This window comes from Aeromonas sp. DNRA1 (genome assembly GCF_963888745.1).
GTDB lineage: Bacteria > Pseudomonadota > Gammaproteobacteria > Enterobacterales > Aeromonadaceae > Aeromonas > Aeromonas hydrophila.
In genome coordinates this window covers 27,268-46,966 of the sequence record NZ_CAWPKQ010000001.1, presented here as the reverse complement: position 1 = coordinate 46,966, position 19,699 = coordinate 27,268, and the positions used below count along the sequence as shown (strand labels likewise).

At 59.7% G+C, this 19,699-nt stretch carries 14 protein-coding genes and 1 pseudogene; 7 read left to right on the top strand and 8 right to left on the bottom strand.

From position 1 onward, the window contains the following. Positions 1-380 precede the first annotated feature (380 nt). The 3 genes from AACQ43_RS00235 to pabB form a co-directional block, all read right to left on the bottom strand. Complete coding sequence (locus tag AACQ43_RS00235) at positions 381-1,679, bottom strand: serine/threonine transporter (protein WP_011706270.1); 1,299 nt, start codon at positions 1,677-1,679, stop codon at positions 381-383. A 214-nt stretch (positions 1,680-1,893) separates the two neighbouring features. Next, on the bottom strand, positions 1,894-2,460 hold the full coding sequence (locus AACQ43_RS00230; protein ID WP_106552687.1) for a CoA pyrophosphatase: 567 nt from the start codon (positions 2,458-2,460) through the stop codon (positions 1,894-1,896). Positions 2,461-2,507: 47 nt separating this feature from the next. Further along, on the bottom strand, positions 2,508-3,794 hold the full coding sequence (gene pabB / locus AACQ43_RS00225; protein WP_248280964.1) for an aminodeoxychorismate synthase component I: 1,287 nt from the start codon (positions 3,792-3,794) through the stop codon (positions 2,508-2,510). A gap of 296 nt (positions 3,795-4,090) precedes the next feature. Here pabB and AACQ43_RS00220 point away from each other — a divergent pair, with 296 nt between their 5' ends. Next, positions 4,091-5,614 (top strand): fumarate hydratase, encoded by a 1,524-nt coding sequence (locus AACQ43_RS00220; protein ID WP_168965306.1) that lies wholly within the window; start codon positions 4,091-4,093, stop codon positions 5,612-5,614. Positions 5,615-6,009: 395 nt separating this feature from the next. Here AACQ43_RS00220 and AACQ43_RS00215 read toward each other — a convergent pair whose 3' ends face one another. Continuing rightward, positions 6,010-6,498 carry a cell division inhibitor gene (locus AACQ43_RS00215; protein WP_167825033.1) on the bottom strand — a complete coding sequence of 163 codons (489 nt, stop codon included), beginning with the start codon at positions 6,496-6,498 and terminating at the stop codon, positions 6,010-6,012. 233 nt (positions 6,499-6,731) lie between these two features. On the opposite strand from AACQ43_RS00215, the gene AACQ43_RS00210 reads away from it, so the two are divergent. Continuing rightward, positions 6,732-6,929 carry a DUF4250 domain-containing protein gene (locus AACQ43_RS00210; protein ID WP_005300391.1) on the top strand — a complete coding sequence of 66 codons (198 nt, stop codon included), beginning with the start codon at positions 6,732-6,734 and terminating at the stop codon, positions 6,927-6,929. A gap of 385 nt (positions 6,930-7,314) precedes the next feature. Further along, positions 7,315-9,789: a glycogen/starch/alpha-glucan phosphorylase gene (locus tag AACQ43_RS00205; RefSeq protein ID WP_041217444.1), complete on the top strand. Its 2,475-nt coding sequence runs from the start codon at positions 7,315-7,317 to the stop codon at positions 9,787-9,789. A gap of 240 nt (positions 9,790-10,029) precedes the next feature. On the opposite strand, the gene AACQ43_RS00200 is transcribed toward AACQ43_RS00205, so the two are convergent. Together AACQ43_RS00200 and trxC are read right to left on the bottom strand one after the other, a co-directional pair. Beyond that, positions 10,030-11,418 carry an SLC13 family permease gene (locus AACQ43_RS00200; protein WP_168965304.1) on the bottom strand — a complete coding sequence of 463 codons (1,389 nt, stop codon included), beginning with the start codon at positions 11,416-11,418 and terminating at the stop codon, positions 10,030-10,032. Positions 11,419-11,583: 165 nt separating this feature from the next. After that, positions 11,584-12,012 (bottom strand): thioredoxin TrxC, encoded by a 429-nt coding sequence (gene trxC, locus AACQ43_RS00195; protein WP_076360860.1) that lies wholly within the window; start codon positions 12,010-12,012, stop codon positions 11,584-11,586. Positions 12,013-12,166: 154 nt separating this feature from the next. On the opposite strand from trxC, the gene AACQ43_RS00190 reads away from it, so the two are divergent. From AACQ43_RS00190 to AACQ43_RS00175, 4 genes are all read left to right on the top strand, one after another. Next, complete coding sequence (locus AACQ43_RS00190; protein ID WP_168965302.1) at positions 12,167-14,968, top strand: response regulator; 2,802 nt, start codon at positions 12,167-12,169, stop codon at positions 14,966-14,968. Between the two features lie 141 nt (positions 14,969-15,109). Continuing rightward, positions 15,110-16,846, top strand: a complete 1,737-nt coding sequence (locus AACQ43_RS00185) for an ABC transporter transmembrane domain-containing protein (RefSeq protein WP_168965300.1) — start codon at positions 15,110-15,112, stop codon at positions 16,844-16,846. After that, a complete protein-coding gene (locus AACQ43_RS00180; protein ID WP_168965297.1) occupies positions 16,843-18,594 on the top strand; it encodes an ABC transporter transmembrane domain-containing protein in 1,752 nt (583 codons plus the stop codon). Before AACQ43_RS00185 ends, AACQ43_RS00180 begins: the two co-directional genes overlap by 4 nt. Positions 18,595-18,744: 150 nt before the next feature. Then, positions 18,745-19,218, top strand: coding sequence for a DUF4442 domain-containing protein (locus AACQ43_RS00175; protein WP_005300417.1), 474 nt, complete (start codon positions 18,745-18,747; stop codon positions 19,216-19,218). A 38-nt stretch (positions 19,219-19,256) separates the two neighbouring features. On the opposite strand, the pseudogene AACQ43_RS00170 reads toward AACQ43_RS00175, so the two are convergent. Further along, positions 19,257-19,325 (bottom strand): annotated as a pseudogene (locus AACQ43_RS00170) (ribosome-associated protein); the annotation flags it as partial. 29 nt (positions 19,326-19,354) lie between these two features. Further along, positions 19,355-19,588 (bottom strand): ribosome-associated protein YbcJ, encoded by a 234-nt coding sequence (gene ybcJ, locus AACQ43_RS00165; RefSeq protein ID WP_010674882.1) that lies wholly within the window; start codon positions 19,586-19,588, stop codon positions 19,355-19,357. Positions 19,589-19,699 lie beyond the last annotated feature (111 nt).

Genomic DNA, 19,699 nt, shown 5'->3' with positions numbered 1-19,699 from the left:
ATTCGAGGGCGTTTTTTATTGTCTGGCGGTCTGGGTGCTGGTCCGATCCGCATCTGCAGGAGATGAGGGGATCAGGCTGAAGTGGATACCGCAGGCACATCAAGTGAACGGATAAACGGCTTGTCAGGCAGGCTGTGTGGCTCCGACTTGCATAAGGGGGCCCGCGCTCCGGGTAGGCTGTTGCTGGTTGCTATGCGAGGGTCGCTTACGGGTAGAGGGGAAATTGTCGGGATGGGGAGCAGGGCGGACTCCTCGACCGGCGCGTCGGCCAACATGCCTGTAAATGCTCGCCTACTGGAGAGCCATTATCCGCTGCTGTTGGCACCATAAAAAAATGCCAGCAGGGTAACCGGCTGGCATTTTTGCTGGCATGGCGAGTGTCAGCCGAGCAGTTGGTAGAGGATGGCTGAGATGGCCGTCATCCCCATCACAGCCACGAAGACGTTGCTGATATGGCCCTGATACTTCGCCATGGCCGGTACGCGCTTGATGGCGTACATCGGCATGATGAACAGGATGGTGGCGATGATGGGCCCGCCCATCGACTCGATCATGCCGAGGATGGAGGGGTTGATCACCGCGGTGCCCCACAGGGTCAGGATGAAGAAGGCGATGATGAACATCTCGACCTTCTTGTGGTTCGGCTCCTTGCCGGACTTGCGCAGGTTCTGGACGATCATCCCCTTCAGGCCTTCACGGGCACCCAGGTAGTGGCCGAAGAAGGAGGAGACGATGGCCACGAATGCCACCAGCGGGCCGAAGTAGGAGATGATGGGGCTGGCGTGCTGGTTGGCCAGGTAGGAGAGCACGGCGATGTTCTGGGACTTGGCTTCTGCCAGCTGCGCCGGAGTCAGGCTCATCACGCAGGAGAAGACGAAGAACATCACGAAACCGAGCAGGATGGTGGCGGTGCGCTTGAGGATGGCGTCAGACTTCTCGACCGCGTGTTCGCCGTGATCGCGGCGCTGGGCCAGCGAGAAGCTGGAGATGGCCGGGCTGTGGTTGAAGGAGAACACCAGCACCGGAATGGTCAGCCACAGGGTGATGGCAAAGTCCTTGCCGGACGGCATCTGGGAGAGGGCCGCGCCGGTCCAGTCCGGGATGAGATAGAAGGAGATCCCCACCAGGATGGCGATGAGCGGGTAGACCAGGAACTCGGTCACCTTCAGCATCAGTTTTTCACCGGCCAGCATCACCGACATCATGCCCATGATCAGCACGATGGAGAGGATCCAGCGCGGGGGGGCCGTCATCTGCAACTGGTTGACCATGAAGCTCTCAACCGTGTTGGTGATGCCCACCCCGTAGATCAGCACGATGGGGTAGATGGCGAAGAAGTAGAGCAGGGTGATCAACTTGCCGGCACCCACGCCGAAGTGCTCTTCCACCACCTCCGTGATGTCGGCATCGGGTCTGCTGGAGGAGAGTACGAAGCGGGCGAGGCCGCGGTGGGCCAGGTAGGTCATGGGCCCAACCAGCAGCGCCATCACCACCAGTGGCCAGAAGCCACCCATGCCGGCGTTGATGGGCAAAAACAGAATGCCGGCGCCGACGGCGGTACCGAACAGGCTGATCACCCAGCTGGTGTCTTGTTTGGTCCAACCACGCGATTGGATGGAGCGGGTTCCTTGCTCCTGTGAGGTCGCAACGTCCTGTGCGCCGGTGACAGTATTAGACATGTGTCTCACCCCGAATTGTGGTTTTTATTGAATCGGCGCAAGGATACGGTTTTTTTAATCAAAAATGTTGATCAAATTCACCTTTATGGGGCTCAAACCCGCATTCTTTTTGGAAATGTGATCGAAAGAAGAATTAATCAATTATTTTTTATAAAAACCTACGTTATTTTAATGTTAATGCGCGAATGTTGCACAATCTTTTGTAGGCAAAATGTTATATGGCAAGTTGCCGAGATAGTTGGCGGATCATGCTGGCGGTGGCGCCCCAGATGAAGTGGTGCTGCCAGGGGATCCAATAGATGGTGTGCAGGTGATCGGCTCTGGGAATGGTGAGCGCGATATGGTGGCGTGGATCCAGCAGGTGGTTGAGCGGCACTTCGAAAGCCTGGTCGACCTCGTCCCGGCTCAGGGTGAGCTGATAGTCGGCCGTGACCAGCCCCAGCACCGGCAGCACGTCGTATTGGGAGACGGTGTTGAGGGGGGTGAGAGTGCCCAGCACCTCTATCTGGGCAGGGTCTATGCCGAGCTCTTCCTGAGTTTCCCGCAGCGCCGTGTGGATCAAATCCCGGTCGTCCGGATCCTGCCTGCCGCCAGGGAAGCTTATTTGCCCTGCGTGGTGGCGCAGGTGCGGACTGCGCCGGGTCAGCAGCAGTTGCAGGCCGTCGGCCCGCTCGACCAGCGGCAGCAGCACGGCGGCGGGCTTGAGCCCGGCCACCGTCAGCCGGTGGGCGGGGGCGGGGCGTTGCAATAAAAAGCGGGTCAGCAGTTCGGCACGGTCCATCTCGATTCTTCTTCGCTCCAGTTGCTGTGATCCATTTTGTCAGGTTTTCAACGCAGTGTGTCCAGCAGCGGCAGAATGCGGGCCACCTTGTCATAGGTTTCCTGATATTCGTCGTCCACGTCGGAGTCGGCAATGACGCCGCCACCGGCCCAGCAGTGGAGCTGACCCTGTGCGGCGATCAGGGTGCGGATGCAGATGCTGGTATCCATCCGGCCATGCTGGCTCAGATAGCCGATGCTGCCGCAGTAGGCGTTGCGCCGCTGGGGCTCCAGCTCTTCGATGATCTCCATGGCCCGGATCTTGGGGGCGCCGGTGATGGAGCCGCCGGGGAAACAGGCGCGCAGCAGATCCACCGCCTGCCACTGTGCATCCAGCTCGCCGTGGATGGTGGACACCAGGTGATGCACCGCCGGAAAGGACTCTACCGCAAACAGGCTGGGTACGCTGACCGAGCCGGGTCGACTCACCCGGCCGATGTCGTTGCGCAGCAGATCCACGATCATCAGATTCTCCGATCTGTCCTTGTCGGCGCCAGCGAGCTCCAGAGCACTGGCCTGATCTTGCTCCGGGTCGGCCAGTCGCGGGCGGGTGCCCTTGATGGGCTTGGTCTCGATATGGCGCTGATCGAGCAGCAGGAAACGCTCGGGGGAGAGGCTCAATATGGCGCCCTGCGGCAAGCGCAGGAAGGCTGAGAAGGGGGCGCAGTTGGCTTGGGACAGCGCCTGATAGGCCTGCCACTCGTCGCCCCGATAGGGCGCGCTGAAGCGCTGGGTCAGGTTGATCTGATAGCAGTCCCCTGCGGCCAGATAGGCCTGGACCTTGGCAAACTTGTCACCGTATTGCGCGCGGCTCATGTTGCTCTGCCATCTTCCCTGCAAGGCAAAGGGCTCAGTGGCGGTTGCCTGCTGGGCCTCAAGCCACTGCAGGCGGCGGGCAAGGCCGGCCTCATCGCCCCAGTGCACCAGCTGCCACTGGCCCGTTGCTACGTCCCGCAGCAGGGCCCAGTCATAGATGCCGACCGCCATGTCCGGGATGGTCACGTCACGGGCGGCCAGGCACGGCAAACGCTCGAAACGGCGGCCCAGATCATAGCCAAACAGGCCGAGTGCACCGCCGATGAAGGGCAGGGGCGCCGCCTGATTGATGACCTCTCCCAGCAGGGCGTGTTGGCGTTGGGCCAGCAGCGTCAACGGATCATCTTCATGGGATTCGTGCTGATCACCCTGCGCGATGCGGGTCAGCGTCCCCTCGGTCTGCAAAGTGGCCAGCGGATCGGCGGTGATGATGTCAAAGCGGTTGTCTGCTCCCAGCGGGCCGGCGGATTCCAGCAACATGGCCCAGGGCAGGTGATGAAGGCGTGCGAACAGGGCATGGAGCGCCGTCTGGTGATCAAAATGGTGGATATGCAGCGTTGGTTTCATTTTTTGTTACACAGGCAACAGTTTACAGCCTGCTCCCTAGCCGGTACGGGGGTGGCAAGCGTATCATAGCCGCCGGAATTTTTAGAAAAAACACGCCGTTGTCTTATCGGGCCGACAGGCAAGCTGCCTGGCACCACCCCACCGAAGCACGGCTCATATGGAAGCCCTTGCTCTGCATCGAGCCGGAGACAAGGACCAGTGAGGATGATATGAGCATCATTAAAAAACAGGATTTTATCGATTCCATCGCCGACGCCCTGCAGTACATCTCCTACTACCACCCCCTCGATTTCGTACAGGCCGCCAAGGCAGCCTATGACCGCGAAATCAACCCGGCCGCCAAGGATGCCCTGGCCCAGATCCTGATCAACTCCCGCATGTCCGCCGAAGGGCATCGCCCCCTGTGTCAGGATACCGGCATCGTCACCTGCTTCGTCAAGATTGGCATGCAGGTGCAGTGGGACAGCGACATGACGGTGCAGGAGATGGTGGACGAGGGCACCCGCCGTGCCTACACCAATCCGGACAACCCGCTGCGCGCCTCCGTGCTGGCCGACCCCGCCGGCAGTCGCAAGAACACCAAGGACAATGCCCCGGCCGTGGTGCACATCGACATGATCCCGGGTGACAAGGTGGAAGTGAGCATCGCGGCCAAGGGCGGCGGCTCCGAGAACAAGTCCAAGATGGTGATGCTCAACCCCTCCGACGACGTGGTCGAGTGGGTACTCAAAACCGTGCCGACCATGGGCGCCGGCTGGTGTCCACCTGGCATGTTGGGGGTCGGCATCGGCGGTACCGCCGAGAAGGCAGCTGTACTGGCCAAAGAAGCCTTGATGGAGCATATCGACATCCAGGAGCTGATCGCCCGTGGCCCGCAAACTACCGAAGAGAAGTTGCGGGTCGAGCTCTACGACAAGGTCAACAAGCTGGGCATCGGTGCCCAGGGGCTCGGCGGTCTCACTACCGTGCTGGATGTGAAGGTGAAATCTGCGCCGACCCACGCCGCCTCCAAGCCGGTGGTGATGATCCCCAACTGCGCGGCGACCCGACACGTGCACTTCGAACTGGATGGCTCCGGCCCGGCCGAGCTGACTCCGCCGAAGCTGGAAGATTGGCCGGAGATCACCCGCTCGGCTGGCGGCAACGTACGCCGTGTCAATGTCGACGGCATCACCAAGGCAGAGCTTGCCAGCTGGAAGAGCGGGGATACCGTATTGCTCTCCGGCAAGATCCTGACCGGTCGCGATGCCGCTCACAAACGCATTGCCGACATGCTGAAAAAAGGCGAGGGGCTGCCGGAAGGGGTCGACTTCACCAACCGCTTCATCTATTACGTCGGCCCGGTCGATGCCGTGCGTGACGAAGTGGTCGGCCCGGCCGGCCCGACCACCTCCACCCGGATGGACAAGTTCACCGACATGATGCTAGGTGAGACTGGCCTCATCGGCATGATCGGCAAATCCGAGCGAGGCCCCAAGACGGTCGAGAGCATCAAGCAGCACCAGGCTGTCTATCTGATGGCCGTCGGCGGCGCCGCCTATCTGGTGGCCAAGGCCATCAAGAAGGCGCGGGTAGTGGCCTTTGCCGATCTGGGTATGGAAGCCATCTATGAGTTCGAGGTGGAAGACATGCCGGTGACCGTGGCGGTGGACTCTCAGGGCAACAATATCCATGAGACAGGCCCGGCTTACTGGTCTGCCAAGATTGCCGAGCTCGATGGCAAGCTGGCGTGAATGAAAGCTGTTTGATGGCTGTTCACTCGCGGTCTTGAGACTTTTCTCGAGGCTCAGCGTGAAGCGTGAAGAGACGCGGCGTGTGACCGCCGTGGATATCACCGTCATACAGCTACCGTCTAACAGACAGAACGAAGGCGACCCCAGGGTCGCCTTCTCTTTTGGTCTGCGTGCAGTCGCATGAGTGCCAACTGCCAACTGCCAACTGCCAACTGCCAACTGTGCTCGGTGCGAGGGGTTTTCCGGCCTCCACTTCCATCTGTCGGCAGGCACTTGCCTGATGGCTGCAGGGCTCTTGTCACTGAGTGATGGCTGGGCTGTTCAGCGCCAACCGAAAAGCCCGTTCAACTCTCCAGCTCATACTACAAGGCGCCTCCTCACACTCTTGGCACCTGTCAGTGGTTGAGATAGACATCCTGCCCACCATAGACCAGTGAACCACTGTGGACAGGAGAGGATGCGGCCGGCTCGAAGAAACGGGTCAGAACCCCGCAGCGTTGTCCTAGCTTGCTCAACTTGGCGCGATCCAGCATGACCTGCTCCGGCAGCCAGGTCAGCACGGCGGCGCAGCGGCCGTTGCCCAGACTCTGTTCCAGCGTACGCTGCCAGTTTTTGATCTTGGGGCTATGCACCACCAACACCCTGGCGGGATTGATCCCTTGTGCCTGCAACTGCTTGGCTACCGGCAGGCCGGGTGGCGCGATCAACAGGATCCAGCCGGTATCGCCATGGCTCAGTCTCACCAGCTCATCAAGCAGCGGGGCTTCATGGGCAATCGTTGCGCTATAACGCTCATCATCCATGTTGCCTTGATGCCGGGTGGGCCAGGGATTGCTCATACCGGCTGAGGTGGTGATCGGGTACTGACTCATGGGCTGGCTCATATGTTTGTCCTGTATGAATAACCATGCTGTATGCACATACAGTAGTTGCTGTTGATGCCAGTGACAAGCCATTTGTGCACTAAAATGTGATCGAATTGGCAGTAATTGAATCTATGCTATTGATTGTAAAGGTTATTTATTTGATGTTGGTGGTGGGTGTTTTTTAGCCTATGGACAAAGCAGGAGGGGACGCCCATGGTTATACAGTATGTCTTGCACAGAGGAGAGATGAGATGGACGTCAGCACCTTGCAACGACTGGATGCCAATATCCTGCTCGGGATCATCAATGAGAAGCTGCGGCTGGAGTGTGACGGGCTGGAAGAGTTGTTGGCCTACTACGACATGACGGAGGATCAGCTGGCTACCCGCTTATTGCAGATAGGCTATCACTATGACCCCATGAGCAACCAGTTCAAGGCCCATGGTTGACTCGCAGAAATCAACCGCACAGCCTTGGCCTTTGTTTCTTATGAACAGCGCACATTGAAATCGTTTTCAATGTGCGCTGAATTTTCAGTTATTTTCAAGGATTTTCAGCACTTGGCAATCATTGAAAACCTATTCACGTATTTATATTTTCATGAAGATATTAACTGTATGATTTTTAATGAAATTAAAGATTCATAATGGTAGGTTTCAGGAAAGGGTTTTCAAGCTTGAACTGTCATTTTTATGCGTTAAAGTGTGACTTGCGTTAACTTTTAAACCAGCGGCTTTAGCTAGTATGCCCACGCCGGAACATATTCTGAGATAACAACAGCGCCGGTCCCTGATGGGATAACAATTTATTATTCTGTAACGAAGGAAATGGTTTATGGCTACCAAGAAGAAGACAGACCAGGATCTCCAACTGGATAAAGATCAGCTCAAGGCGAGTATCGTGCGTCACCTGCGTTCTACCTTGGGTACAAGCGAACAGAAAGCCTCGCCAGAAGCGTGGTGGAAAGCGACCGCAGCCGCCGTCAACGAACAGGTGTACGAGCGCCTGACCCGTACTCAGCAGACTCACTTCAAGAAAGATACTCGTGCGATTCACTATCTCTCTGCTGAATTCCTGATGGGGCGTTTGACCTCCAACAACCTGCACAACCTCTCTCTATACAAAGTTTGTGAAGAGGCGCTGGGTGAACTCGGTCTGGAGCTGACCGATCTGTGTGAACAAGAGCCCGACATGGCGCTCGGCAACGGCGGTCTGGGCCGTCTGGCCGCCTGCTTCATCGATTCCCTGGCGACCCTGAACTACCCGGCGGTCGGTTATGGTATCCACTACGAGCATGGCTTGTTCCGTCAGGAAATTCAGGATGGTCGCCAGATTGAGCGCCCCGACTCCTGGCGTGAATATGGCAACCCCTGGGAGATCTGCCGCCCGGAATCCGTGCAGGAGATCCCGCTTTATGGCTATGTCGAGACCGTGTTTGGTGACAACGGTGGCCTCAAGAAGGTGTGGCACGCTGGCCGCAAGATCAAAGGGGTGCCTTGGGATATCCCGGTGGTCGGCTTTGGCGGTCATACCGTCAACATCCTGCGCCTGTGGGAATCCCGCGCCTCCGAGTTTTTTGACTGGGACGTGTTCAACGCCGGTGGCTATATCGATTCCCAGGCGGAGAAAGCCCAGGCCGAGACCATCTCCAAGGTGCTCTATCCGAACGATGAGACCGATGCGGGCAAAGAGCTGCGCCTGATCCAGCAGTACTTCTTCTGTGCCTGCTCCATCAAGGACATCATGCGTCGCTACAAGCGGGTGCATGGCGCTGACTTCAGCAACTTTGCCGCCCAGATTGCCATCCAGCTCAACGATACTCACCCCACCGTCGCCATCCCGGAACTGATGCGGGTGCTGGTGGACGAAGAGGGGCTGACCTGGGACGCGGCCTGGGCCATCAGCTATCAGGTCTTCTCCTACACCAACCACACCCTGCTGCCGGAAGCGCTGGAGAAGTGGTCGGTCAGTCTGTTCGAGAAGGTGCTGCCCCGTCATCTTGAGGTGATCTACGAGATCAACGCCCGCTTCCTGAGCGAGCTGGTGGAGCCCAAGTGGCCGGGTAACGATGCCATCAAGGCCAAGCTCTCCATCATCGAAGAGGGTGATGTGCGCAAGGTGCGCATGGGCAACCTGTGCGTCATTGGCTCCTCCAAGGTCAACGGTGTGGCCGAGATCCACTCCAAACTGGTGAAGGAAGATCTTTTCCCCGAGTATGCCGAGCTGTGGCCCCAGAAGATGTGCAACGTCACCAACGGGGTGACCCCGCGTCGCTGGCTGCTGGCTTGCAACCCGGAACTGGCCGAGCTTTACAACGAGGTGGTGGGCAAAGAGTGGCCGCTGCAGCTCGACAAGCTGCGCAGCGTGGTCAAATTTGCCGACGACAAGGCATTCCAGCAGCAGTTCATGACCATCAAGCGCCACAACAAGGAGAAGCTGGTCAAGGTGATCAAGGCCGAAACCGGCATCGAGGTGAGTTCGGAGGCGATCTTCGACGTGCAGATCAAGCGTCTGCACGAGTACAAGCGTCAACAGCTGAACCTCATCCATATCATGGCGCTCTACCGTCGCCTGCTGGCCAACCCCGACTATGACATGCACCCGCGGGTGTTCATCTTCGGCTCCAAGGCGGCGCCTGGTTACAAGCTTGCCAAAGACATCATCTACGCCATCAACAAGCTGGCGGAGCGGGTCAACAACGATGCCCGCATCCAGGGCAAGCTGAAAGTGGTGTTCATGCCGAACTACCGTGTGAGCCTGGCCGAGAAGCTGATCCCGGCGGCGGATGTCTCCGAGCAGATCTCCACCGCCGGCTATGAAGCCTCCGGTACCGGCAACATGAAGATGGCGCTCAACGGTGCCATCACCATCGGCACGCTGGACGGCGCCAATATCGAGATCGCCGAAGAGGCGGGAGCCGAGAACTGCGCCATCTTCGGTCTGAACGTTGACGAAGTGAAGGCATTGAAGGGGCGCGGTTACAATCCGTACGACTTCTACTATGCCAACTCCGAGCTCAAGGCCGTGCTGGACTGGTTTGATACCGACTATTTCACGCCGGGTCGTCCGGGCGAGCTCTCCTCCATCAAACGTTCCTTGCTGGAAGGGGGGGATCCCTACCTGACCCTGGCCGATTTCGCCTCCTACTCGGAAGCCCACAAGCTGATCGACAGCTGGTATCGGGATCCGGCTCTGTGGGCGAAGAAGGCCATCATCAACTCGGCCACCATGGGCAAATTCAACTCCGATCGCTCCATCCAGGACTATGTGGATCGCATCTGGCAACTGAAACCTTGCAGCATCGGCTGACCTGACGGTAAACCAGCAAACCCCCGCCATGCGGGGGTTTTTATTTTGGGTGGGCGGTGTTGGTGATGGGGATTGAGGAAAAGAGAGCACAAGCGGGAAACGTCAAACCAGAACCTTCACAATACGGCTCTTTTAGCTGAGAACAGTGGCGATGCACGGGTGAGAGGGGGGGCTTGTCGAGATTGCATTCAGAAGATGCAATAAAAAGGCCCCGTCAGGGGCCTCTTGGTACTCGGCATATCAGTGCAGTATGTCGCCCATGAAGTAGGCGAGCAGGGTCAGAATGACGGTGAAGACCAGGTTCAGCACCAGGCCGGCCCGCATCATCTCACGCTGTTTGATATGGCCGCTGGCGAACACGATGGCGTTGGGCGGGGTGGCCACCGGCAGCATGAAGGCGCAGGAGGCGCCGACGGCGATCAGCACGGAGACGACGATGGGCGATACCCCCAGCGCCTGGGCTACCCCGGCAAACAGCGGTACCAGCAGGGCGGCAGTAGCGGTGTTGGAGACCAGCTCGGTCAGGAATACCACGAACGCGGCCAGACAGAGCAGGATGATAAAGATCGGCATGGTGGCCAGACCGTTGGAGAGGTGCTCCGCCAGGAAGGCGTTGGCCCCGGTCTGCTTCAGGATGGCGCTTAAGGTGAGGCCGCCACCAAACAGCATCAGCACGCCCCAGTCGGTGTTCTGGTTGATGTCATCCCAGCTGGCCACCCGGCTGATGGCAATGGCCACGATGGCGCCCATGGCGATCAGGGTATCGAACTGGGGAATGCCTCCCAGTGCCTTGGCGATGGGCTGGGAGCCGATCCACAGCAGTACTGTGGTCAGGAAGATGAGCAGGGTGATCTTGCGTTGACCGGTCCACTGGATGGTGACCTTCTCGGTGCTGACCTGATGGGAGAGGTTGGGACGGGCCACCATATAAAGCAGGCCGATGCCCACCGGCATGAAGATGAGTACCACCGGGATGCCGAACTTCATCCAGTCGGTGAAACCCAGCCCCATCTGGGCGGCGGCGATGGCGTTGGGCGGGCTGCCGACCAGGGTGCCGATGCCGCCGATGCTGGCGCTGTAGGCGACCCCCAGCAGGACGAAGACCAGGGTACGGCGCTCCTTGTGGGCATCGATACCTTTCAGCATGCCGAGGGCCAGCGGCATCATCATGGCGGCGGTGGCGGTGTTGCTGATCCACATGGAGAGGGCGGCCGTGATGGTGAAGAGCACGATGGCGGCCCAGCCGAGGTGGCCTCTGGCAAGCTGCATCACCTTGGCGGCGATCTGGGTATCCAGCCCCTGTTTGGAGAGTGCTGCGGCCAGTGCAAAGCCGCCGAAGAACAGAAACAGCACCGGGTTGGCGAAGTCCGTCAGGGACTTGCTCATGTCAAAGACCCCGAGCAGGGTGGCAAGTACCGGGATGGAGAGGGCCGTGATGGTGATGTTGACTGCTTCAGTCAGCCAGAGGATGGCGATGAAGACCAGGATCCCCAGCCCCTTGTTGACGTTGGGGTCAAAGGGGAGCCAGGCCAGCATGGCACAGAGCAGCAACACATCCAGGATGACGATCCCGGATTTGATGTCCAGCCAGCGTGATGGGGTAGTGGAGGGTACTGCAGATGTGTGCATATTGTTCTCTCGGTTAATTTATGGTTGTTGTTGTGTTGCCGAGATTACATTCATCCCCCCGTTTGAAACAGGGGGGACTGGTCAAAGCATGCCGGGACTCACAGAGTCAAGGCAAATGAAAACATTAAATAAACACAAATTAAACATGTTGGTATCATTTGTGGCCTAGATGAAGCTGTGCAACCACTCCTTGAACAGACTGGGAGGAAGGGAGCCACTGCGCTGTGCCACCATCTTGCCCTGCTTGAAGACCATCAGGGTGGGAATGCTGCGAATGGCGTAACGGGCCGCAATGGCGGCTTGTTGCTCGGTATCGACCTTGACGAAGCGGAGTCTTGGTTCAAGTTCACTGGCAACTTGTTGAAAAACAGGTGAAAATTGAAGGCATGGCCCGCACCAGCTGGCCCAGAAGTCGACCACGACCGGGATGTCAGACTGGATCAGGGTATCGAACTGCTGCTCCTGGCCGTTGACCGGGCTGGTGGTGAACAGCCCGCTCTTGCAGCGGCCGCATTTCGCGTTTGAATCCACTTTTTCTTCAGGCAGGCGGTTCCTGGTGAAGCAATGGCTACAATAGGTAGTGATAAATGACATAATTGATTCCTGTATACATAAGCCCTGCAACATCTTATTGCACTGACAGGGCAGAGTAACGGTAACATAGTCGCCAGTTATCTTTCACAGCCAGTGATCCTGTGTCGACATGATGTCGGTGGATACGTGGCCATGACATGAGAATCGAGACGGGATGAATAATGTGACACGGGTCAATCGTGTTGTGCTTAGCCTGATCATCGTATCGCTGCTGGGGTTTTCCGGCTATTGCTGGCAGCTGCTCAGCCAGCAGCAGAAGGCCTCCGAACTCAGCGTTGCGGCAGAGTTGATCCTCAACCGGGTCAATACCGACACCGTCTATCTGCTTGGCCGCGAGAAGGCCAATGACGGCAACGTACAGCAACGTCTCAACCAGTTGTCGAGCAACCTCGACAGTTTTGTGCGCCAGGTGCGCAACGATCCCGACTCTGCCGACAATCCTCACTCCCAATCCCTGTTGCATGACATCGACAGCTATTTGCTCGACTTGGCCAAGCTTTATTCCATGGAGATGGCGATCGAGTACATAGAGCAGCCTTTTCAAAAGCAGCTCAACGGCTTGCTGGCCACCTTGCCGGCAGACTCTCCGCTTGCCATCGACCTGACCGAGCTGGCACAGCTCAGTCACTACCTCAAACGTAGCTGGGACAAGGGCGAGCAACTGCGGCTGCAGGCCCTGCAGCGACGCCTCAAGACGGCCTATCCTTCCAATCCCGAAGTGGCGGGGCTGGCCCAACTGAGTGAGGATGTCAGCCATCAGGTGGTGGAGTACCACGTGCTGCGCAACCAGGTCATCGACATGCACGAACTGGAGGGGCTGTCACTCTGGAAGCAGAGCAAGATGGAGCAGGCCTCCTCCCTCAAGAGCCGCTTCTATCTGATGGTATTGGGGGGGGCCATGCTCTGTTTCGGACTGGTGGCGGTGACCCTGTGGCGGCGCAACCAGAAGCTGAGCGAGCTGTCGCGCCAGACCGGCTTGCTGGCCCAGGCCAAGAGCGATTTTCTGGCCAACATGAGCCACGAGATCCGCACCCCCATGAACGCCATCATCGGGTTCAGCTCGCTGGCATTGCAGACTGAGCTGGATCAGCAGCAGCGGGATTATCTCAGCAAGATCAAATCCTCGTCGGATACCCTGCTGCTGCTCATCAACGACATTCTGGATCTGACCAAGGTGGAGTCCGGCAAGCTGACCCTGGAGGAGATCGACTTCGATCTGAGCGAGCAGATCGACTCGCTGGCCGGCATGTTTGCCGACCTGGCCGAGCGCAAGCAGGTCGAGGTCATTATCAACAAGTCGCCAGCTGTGCCGGATTTTCTGCGCGGTGATCCGCTGCGCCTCGGCCAGGTGCTGGTCAATCTGGTCAACAACGCCATCAAGTTTACCGAGCGGGGCGAGGTGGAAGTGGCCATCACCCTGGTTAACCAGCATCCCATGCAGGTGCGTTTCAGCGTGCGTGACACCGGCATCGGCATCGCCGAGGAGAAACAGGCCCAGCTGTTCCAGCCTTTCACCCAACTGGAGGCAGGCAATACCCGCAAATACGGCGGCTCCGGCCTGGGTCTCAACATCTCCCAGCGTCTGGTCGAACTGATGGGGGGCCGGATCACGGTACAGAGCAAGCCGGGAACGGGCTCGGTCTTCCAGTTCGAGATCCCCATGACCAAGGCGGTCTACGGCGTCTCCGGGCGGCGGGTCTTCTTCGAGCATCAGCCGCTGGTGCTGGTGATGGATGACAACGAGCTGGTGCTGGACCTGGCCAAGGATATCCTGGGCCGGGCCGGTGCCAGGGTGATGGCGGTCAACAGCCTCTCCCGGGCCCGCCAGGTGCTGCGGGAAGAGGGGCAGAATATCCGGCTGGCCATTCTGGACTGGCGCATGGGGCAGGAAGACGGGCTGGATCTGGCGCTCGAGATGTATCAACACAGCCAGTGGCGCCGTCTGCCGATCCTGATGACCAGTGCCTGGGCCAAGGAGGGACTGCATGGGCGGATGGAGAGCATGGGATTGACCCACTTCCTGCCCAAGCCGATGACCGAAAATGCCCTGCTGGCCAAGGTGGACGAGCTGCTCAACGGCAGCTCCCACGATCAGCAGTTCCGCCAGGCCGAGGCGCAGGGGGATCAGCAGCATTTTCGCGAGCTGCTGCAAGGTATCCGGGTACTGCTGGCCGAGGACAACCGGGTCAACCAGCAGCTCATCATCGAATACCTGCGCCGGGTCGATGCCCTGGTTACTGTGGTGGGCAACGGCCGGGAGGCGGTCGAGCGGGTGGCCGAGCAGCCCTTCGACGTGATCCTGATGGACTTGCAGATGCCGGTGCTGGACGGGCTGGATGCCACTCGCCAGATCCGCAAGATGGTCGACAAGCACGATGTCCCCATCATCGCCCTGACCGCCAGCGCCATGCCGGGGGACAGGGAACGTTGCCTCGGGGTCGGCATGAACGGCTATGTCACCAAGCCGGTCAGCAAGCTCGATCTCTACAACAACCTGCTGCAGTGGGTGAAGAGCGCCAGCGGCGAGCGGCGGGTGCCGCTCGAGGTGAAACCGCCCGACCTGATGGGAGTGCTGGATCTGGAGGATGCTCTCAGGCGGCTGGAGCAGGACAAGGAGGCACTGCAGATCCTGTTCAAGCTGTTCATGTCAGAGCACAAGGATGACCTGTGGGAGATCCGTTCCGCCCTGCGTCGTCAGCAGCCCGATATCGCCTGCCGGTTGCTGCATACCCTCAAGGGGGTCTCCGCCAATATTTCCGCCTCCCGTCTGCAGATCATGGCCGGTGAGCTGGAGTGGCGGTTGCGCCAGCAGGAGGAGCTGACCGAGCAGGATCTGGAGCAGTTGCAACAGGTGTTCAGTCTGACCCGGGAGGAGGTGTCCCACTTCTTGCTCACCGGGGAGCAGCATGAAACACCGTACGCAGGCTTCGGACAGCGTGATGATCGCTTGTTGTAACAGGTGAAATAGCAATAATTCTCAAGCCGCTTGCTTCAGGCTATCATGACCCCCTCGTATCGCCCCCAGCCGGGGGCGATTGCATTGAGTTTCCCCGTGATGGGCGCCGGCTATGGGCCGGTCGCGACAAAGGATATCTACGTGAGCGTATTTGCAAGGCTGGGCTGGTTCTTCAAGGAGCAGTGGCGGCGTTACCTGATCGCCATCTCCCTGTTGATGATGGTGGCTCTGTTGACCGTGATCCCGCCCAAGGTGGTGGGCTGGGTGGTGGATGGCATCGCCAAAGGGTCCCTTGATAGTGCAACCTTGACGGGCTATCTGGCCGGGCTGTTTGGTCTTGGTCTGCTCATCTATCTGCTGCGCTATGTGTGGCGAGTCATGCTGTTTGGCGCCTCCTATCGGCTCGCCTATGTGCTGCGCAACCGGCTGTTCAGCCACTTCACCCGCATGAGCCCGGACTTTTATCAGCGCCACCGAACCGGCGATCTGATGGCCCATGCCACCAACGACATCCAGGCGGTGGAGATGACCGCCGGGGAAGGGGTGTTGACCCTGGTGGACTCCATCATCGTCGGGGTGCTGGTGCTCTCCATCATGTGCAGCCAGTACTCCTGGCAGCTGACTCTGCTCTCCCTGTTGCCGTTGCCGGTGATGGCGTTCTTCATGAACCGCTTCGGCACCCAGATCTACAAGGAGTTCAAGGCGGCGCAGGGTGCCTTCTCCCGGCTCAACAACAAGACCCAGGAGGCGCTATCCGGCGTGCGGGTGCTCAAGTCCTATGCGGTAGAGTCGCTCGAAGATCGCGGTTTTGCCGAGCTGACCCGGGAGGCGGGTGCCTGCAACATGGCGGTGGCCCGCATCGATGCCAAGTTCGATCCCGTGATTTACCTGTGCATCGGCTGCTCCTACTTTCTGGCGGTGGCCGGCGGCAGCGCTCTGGTGCTGCGTGACGAGTTGACCCTGGGGGAGCTCACCAGCTTCACCATGTACCTCGGTCAGCTGATCTGGCCCATGTTCGCCATCGCCTGGTTGTTCAACATCATCGAGCGTGGCAGCGCCGCCTATTCACGGATCGAAAGCCTGCTCGGCGAGCGTAGCGACATCGAGGAGCCGGCCCAGCCGATGGCGCTGGCCTCGGCCTTTCCGCTGCGCGCCGCGGCGCTCAGCTACCAGCTCGAGCAGCGCACTCTGCTGCGCAATGTGGATTTCACCCTGCAAGCCGGCGGCATGCTGGGGATCGTCGGGCGCACTGGCGCGGGCAAGAGTTCCTTGCTCAAGCTGTTGATGCGACTGGCCAACCCCACCGCGGGGGAGATCCGCATGGGGGAGGTGCCCATCTCGCAATTGGCGCTGGGTGAGCTGCGCGGCCAGTTTGCCTATGTGCCGCAGGAGCCGTTTCTTTTCTCCACCACCATTGCCGCCAACATCGCCCTCGGCCGCCCCGATGCCAGCCGGGAGGAGATTGAGCGGGTGGCGCGCATCGCCTGCGTGCACGACGACATCAGCCGTTTCCCCAAAGGCTATGAGACCGAAGTGGGGGAGAAGGGGGTGACCCTCTCCGGCGGCCAGAAACAGCGGCTCGCCATCGCCCGTGCCCTGTTGCTGGAGGCGCCCATCCTGGTGCTAGACGATGCCCTCTCGGCGGTGGATGCCCACACCGAGCAGCAGATCCTGCATGCTCTCAAGGCCCACAAGCGTACCCTGATCCTGGTCAGCCACCGGATGACGGCGGTGGAGCAGGCCGACGAGATCCTGGTGCTGGATCAGGGTCATGTCAGTGAGCGGGGTCGCCACGGCGCCCTGATGGCCTACAACGGCTGGTATGCCGACATGGTGCGTTACCAGCGTCTCGAGCAAGACGTGGAGGAGCGCCTGTGAACCCGACCATCAAACGACTGCTCGGGTACTGCGCCCGTTATCCGCGCTGGCTCATTCAGGCGGGGATCTGCCTGCTGCTGGCCACCGGCGCCGAAGTGGCCGGTCCCTTGCTCATCAAGCTGTTCATCGACGACTATCTGGCGCCACGCCAGCTGGTGTGGCCCGCCATCGCGGCCATCGCCGCCGGCTATCTCGGCTTGCAGGTATTGTCTGCAGCCGGTTTCTACCTGCAGTCCCTGCGCTTCAACCGCATCGCCCAGGCGGTGGTGCAGCGGCTGCGCGAGCAGGTGTTTGCCACCGCCATCCGGTTGCCGGCCCGCTACTTTGACCAGCATCGCTCCGGCTCGCTGATTTCCCGCATCACCAACGACACCGAGGCGATCATGAACCTCTACGTACAGGTGATTGGGCTGCTGGTGCAGAAGGTGGTGCTCTTGTGCGGCATTCTCATCTCTATGGCGCTGCTGGATCTGCGGCTGATGCTGGTGTGCGCCTGCCTGTTGCCAGCGGTGGGCGGAGTGATGTGGCTTTACCAGAAACTGAGCGTGCCCGTGGTGCGAGCGACCCGCAGTCTGCTCTCCGACATCAACAGCCGCCTCAACGAGTCGCTGCAGGGGATGCCGGTCATTCAGGCCATGGTGCAGGAGCACCATTTTGCCAACGCCTTTGCCGAGGTGAACCAGCAGCACTGGGCGGCGCGCCTCAAGAGCCTCAAGATCAACGGCATCCTGCTGCGTCCGCTCATCGACCTCTTCTACATGATGGTGCTGATCGGCCTGTTGGCGCTGTTTGCCCGCGAGGGGTTGAGTGCGGAGGGCGCCATCCAGGTGGGGGTGCTCTACGCCTTCATCAGCTATCTGGGGCGGATGATCGAGCCGCTTATCGAGATGACCAACCAGCTCAACCAGTTGCAGCAGGCCATGGTGGCCGGGGAGCGGGTCTTTGCCCTGCTCGATGAAGCGCGCGAGAGCACCGAGGGCGAGATGCGCCCGCTCAAGGGGCAGGTGAGTTTCGAGCGGGTGGGTTTCTCCTACGATGGTGAGCAGCAGGTGCTGCGTGACGTGAGCTTTACCGCCAAACCGGGCCAGATGCTGGCGCTGGTGGGTCACACCGGCAGTGGCAAGTCCACCATCATCAGCCTGCTGATGGGCTTCTACCCGCTGGATCAGGGCACCATCCGCTTCGATGATCATCCGATGGCGAGCCTGTCGCTCTCGGCGGTGCGTCGCAGCATCGGGCTGGTCCAGCAGGATCCCTTTATTTTTGTTGGGACGTTGGCGGAAAACCTGCGCCTTGGCCGCGACGGCATCGACGAGGCGCGCCTCTGGCAGGCGCTGACCGAGGTGCAGCTGGCCGAGTTCGTGCTGAGCCTGCCGGAGGGCTTGAACACCCTGATGGAGGAGGGGGGCAAGAACCTCTCCGCCGGCCAGCGCCAGCTGCTCTCCTTTGCCCGCGCCCTGGTGGGGGATCCGCGTATCCTCATTCTGGACGAGGCGACCGCCAGCGTGGACTCCCAGACCGAGCTGGCCCTCTCTTCGGCGCTGGCGGCGGCACGGCGCGGCCGTACCACCATCGCCATCGCCCACCGCCTCTCGACCATCGTCGATGCGGACGAGATCCTGCTGCTCTCCCGCGGTCAGGTGAACGAGCGGGGTACCCATGGCGAGCTGATGGCGCTGGGTGGCCATTATGCCCAGTTGTTCGAGATGCAGAGCCAGGGAGCCTGGCTGGAAGAGAAGCGGGCCTGAGCGACCGCCACAGGAATGAGCAGAGGGAACCCGTGCGGTTCCCTCTTTTTTTGGGTGGTGAAAAGGTGGCAAGCGTGATCCGCGTCCTTGTCGAACGCCAGTCATGCTGGCAACATGCTGTTTACATCAACTCATCGGATCAGTTCGCATATGGATTTGCAACGTTTGAAGGCCAACCTGGCACTACGGCTCTTTGCCTGGCGCTACATCCCCGTCATCGGTTTTTGTGCCCCCGTCATCGAAGAGATGAGCGCCAAGGCGCTGCGCATTCGCATTCCGCTTGGCTGGCGCACCCGCAACCACCTGGGCAGCATGTACTTCGGCGCGCTGGCAACCGGTGCCGATCTGGTTGGCGGTCTGCTGGTGATGGAGAAGGGGCGGCAGCGGCGCAAAAAGGTGCACTTCGCCTTCAAGGATGTGCAGGGGGAGTTTCTGAAACGGCCCGAAGGGGATGTGCAGTTTGACTGCGCGGCCGGGGAGGAGATCGACGCCATGATCGACGAGTCGCTGGCCAGCGGTCAGCGCATCAATCGTCCCATCCAGGTGGTGGCCACCTGTCCGTCACTGAACGGAGATGAGGCGATGGCACGCTTCGTGCTGACCCTGTCGATCAAGGCCAGCTGAATACCAAAGGGCGCGTCGGCGCCCTTATGCAAGCGAGATCAGAGGATCTCGGGGCTGATGCCTTCTTTCACCACGACCTTCATGTCGTTGAAGTTGACCACTTGCTCGGTAGCACTTGCGTGGCAGAGCGTCGGGATCAGAGGATCTCGGGGCTGACGCCTTCTTTCACGACCACTTTCATGCCATTGAAGTTGACTACTTGCTCGGCCACGATCTTGCAGCGTTTGCGGGTCTCGACCTGACCGTCCACCTCTACCAGCCCTTCGGCGACCAGAGCCTTGGCCGCACCGCCACAATCGGCCCAACCCTGATGTTTGATAAGGTCGCACAAGGCAACGAAGGGGTGGCCTTCGAGCAGAAACGTCTCCATGGGAAATCCTCTAGTGGATGAATGGCTGAAACAGCAGGGCGATTATTCTAGGCAGTTCGGGCCGTCAAGGAAAGGGCAAGGGCATCTGTCGGCAGGCAATTGTGGCTTGCA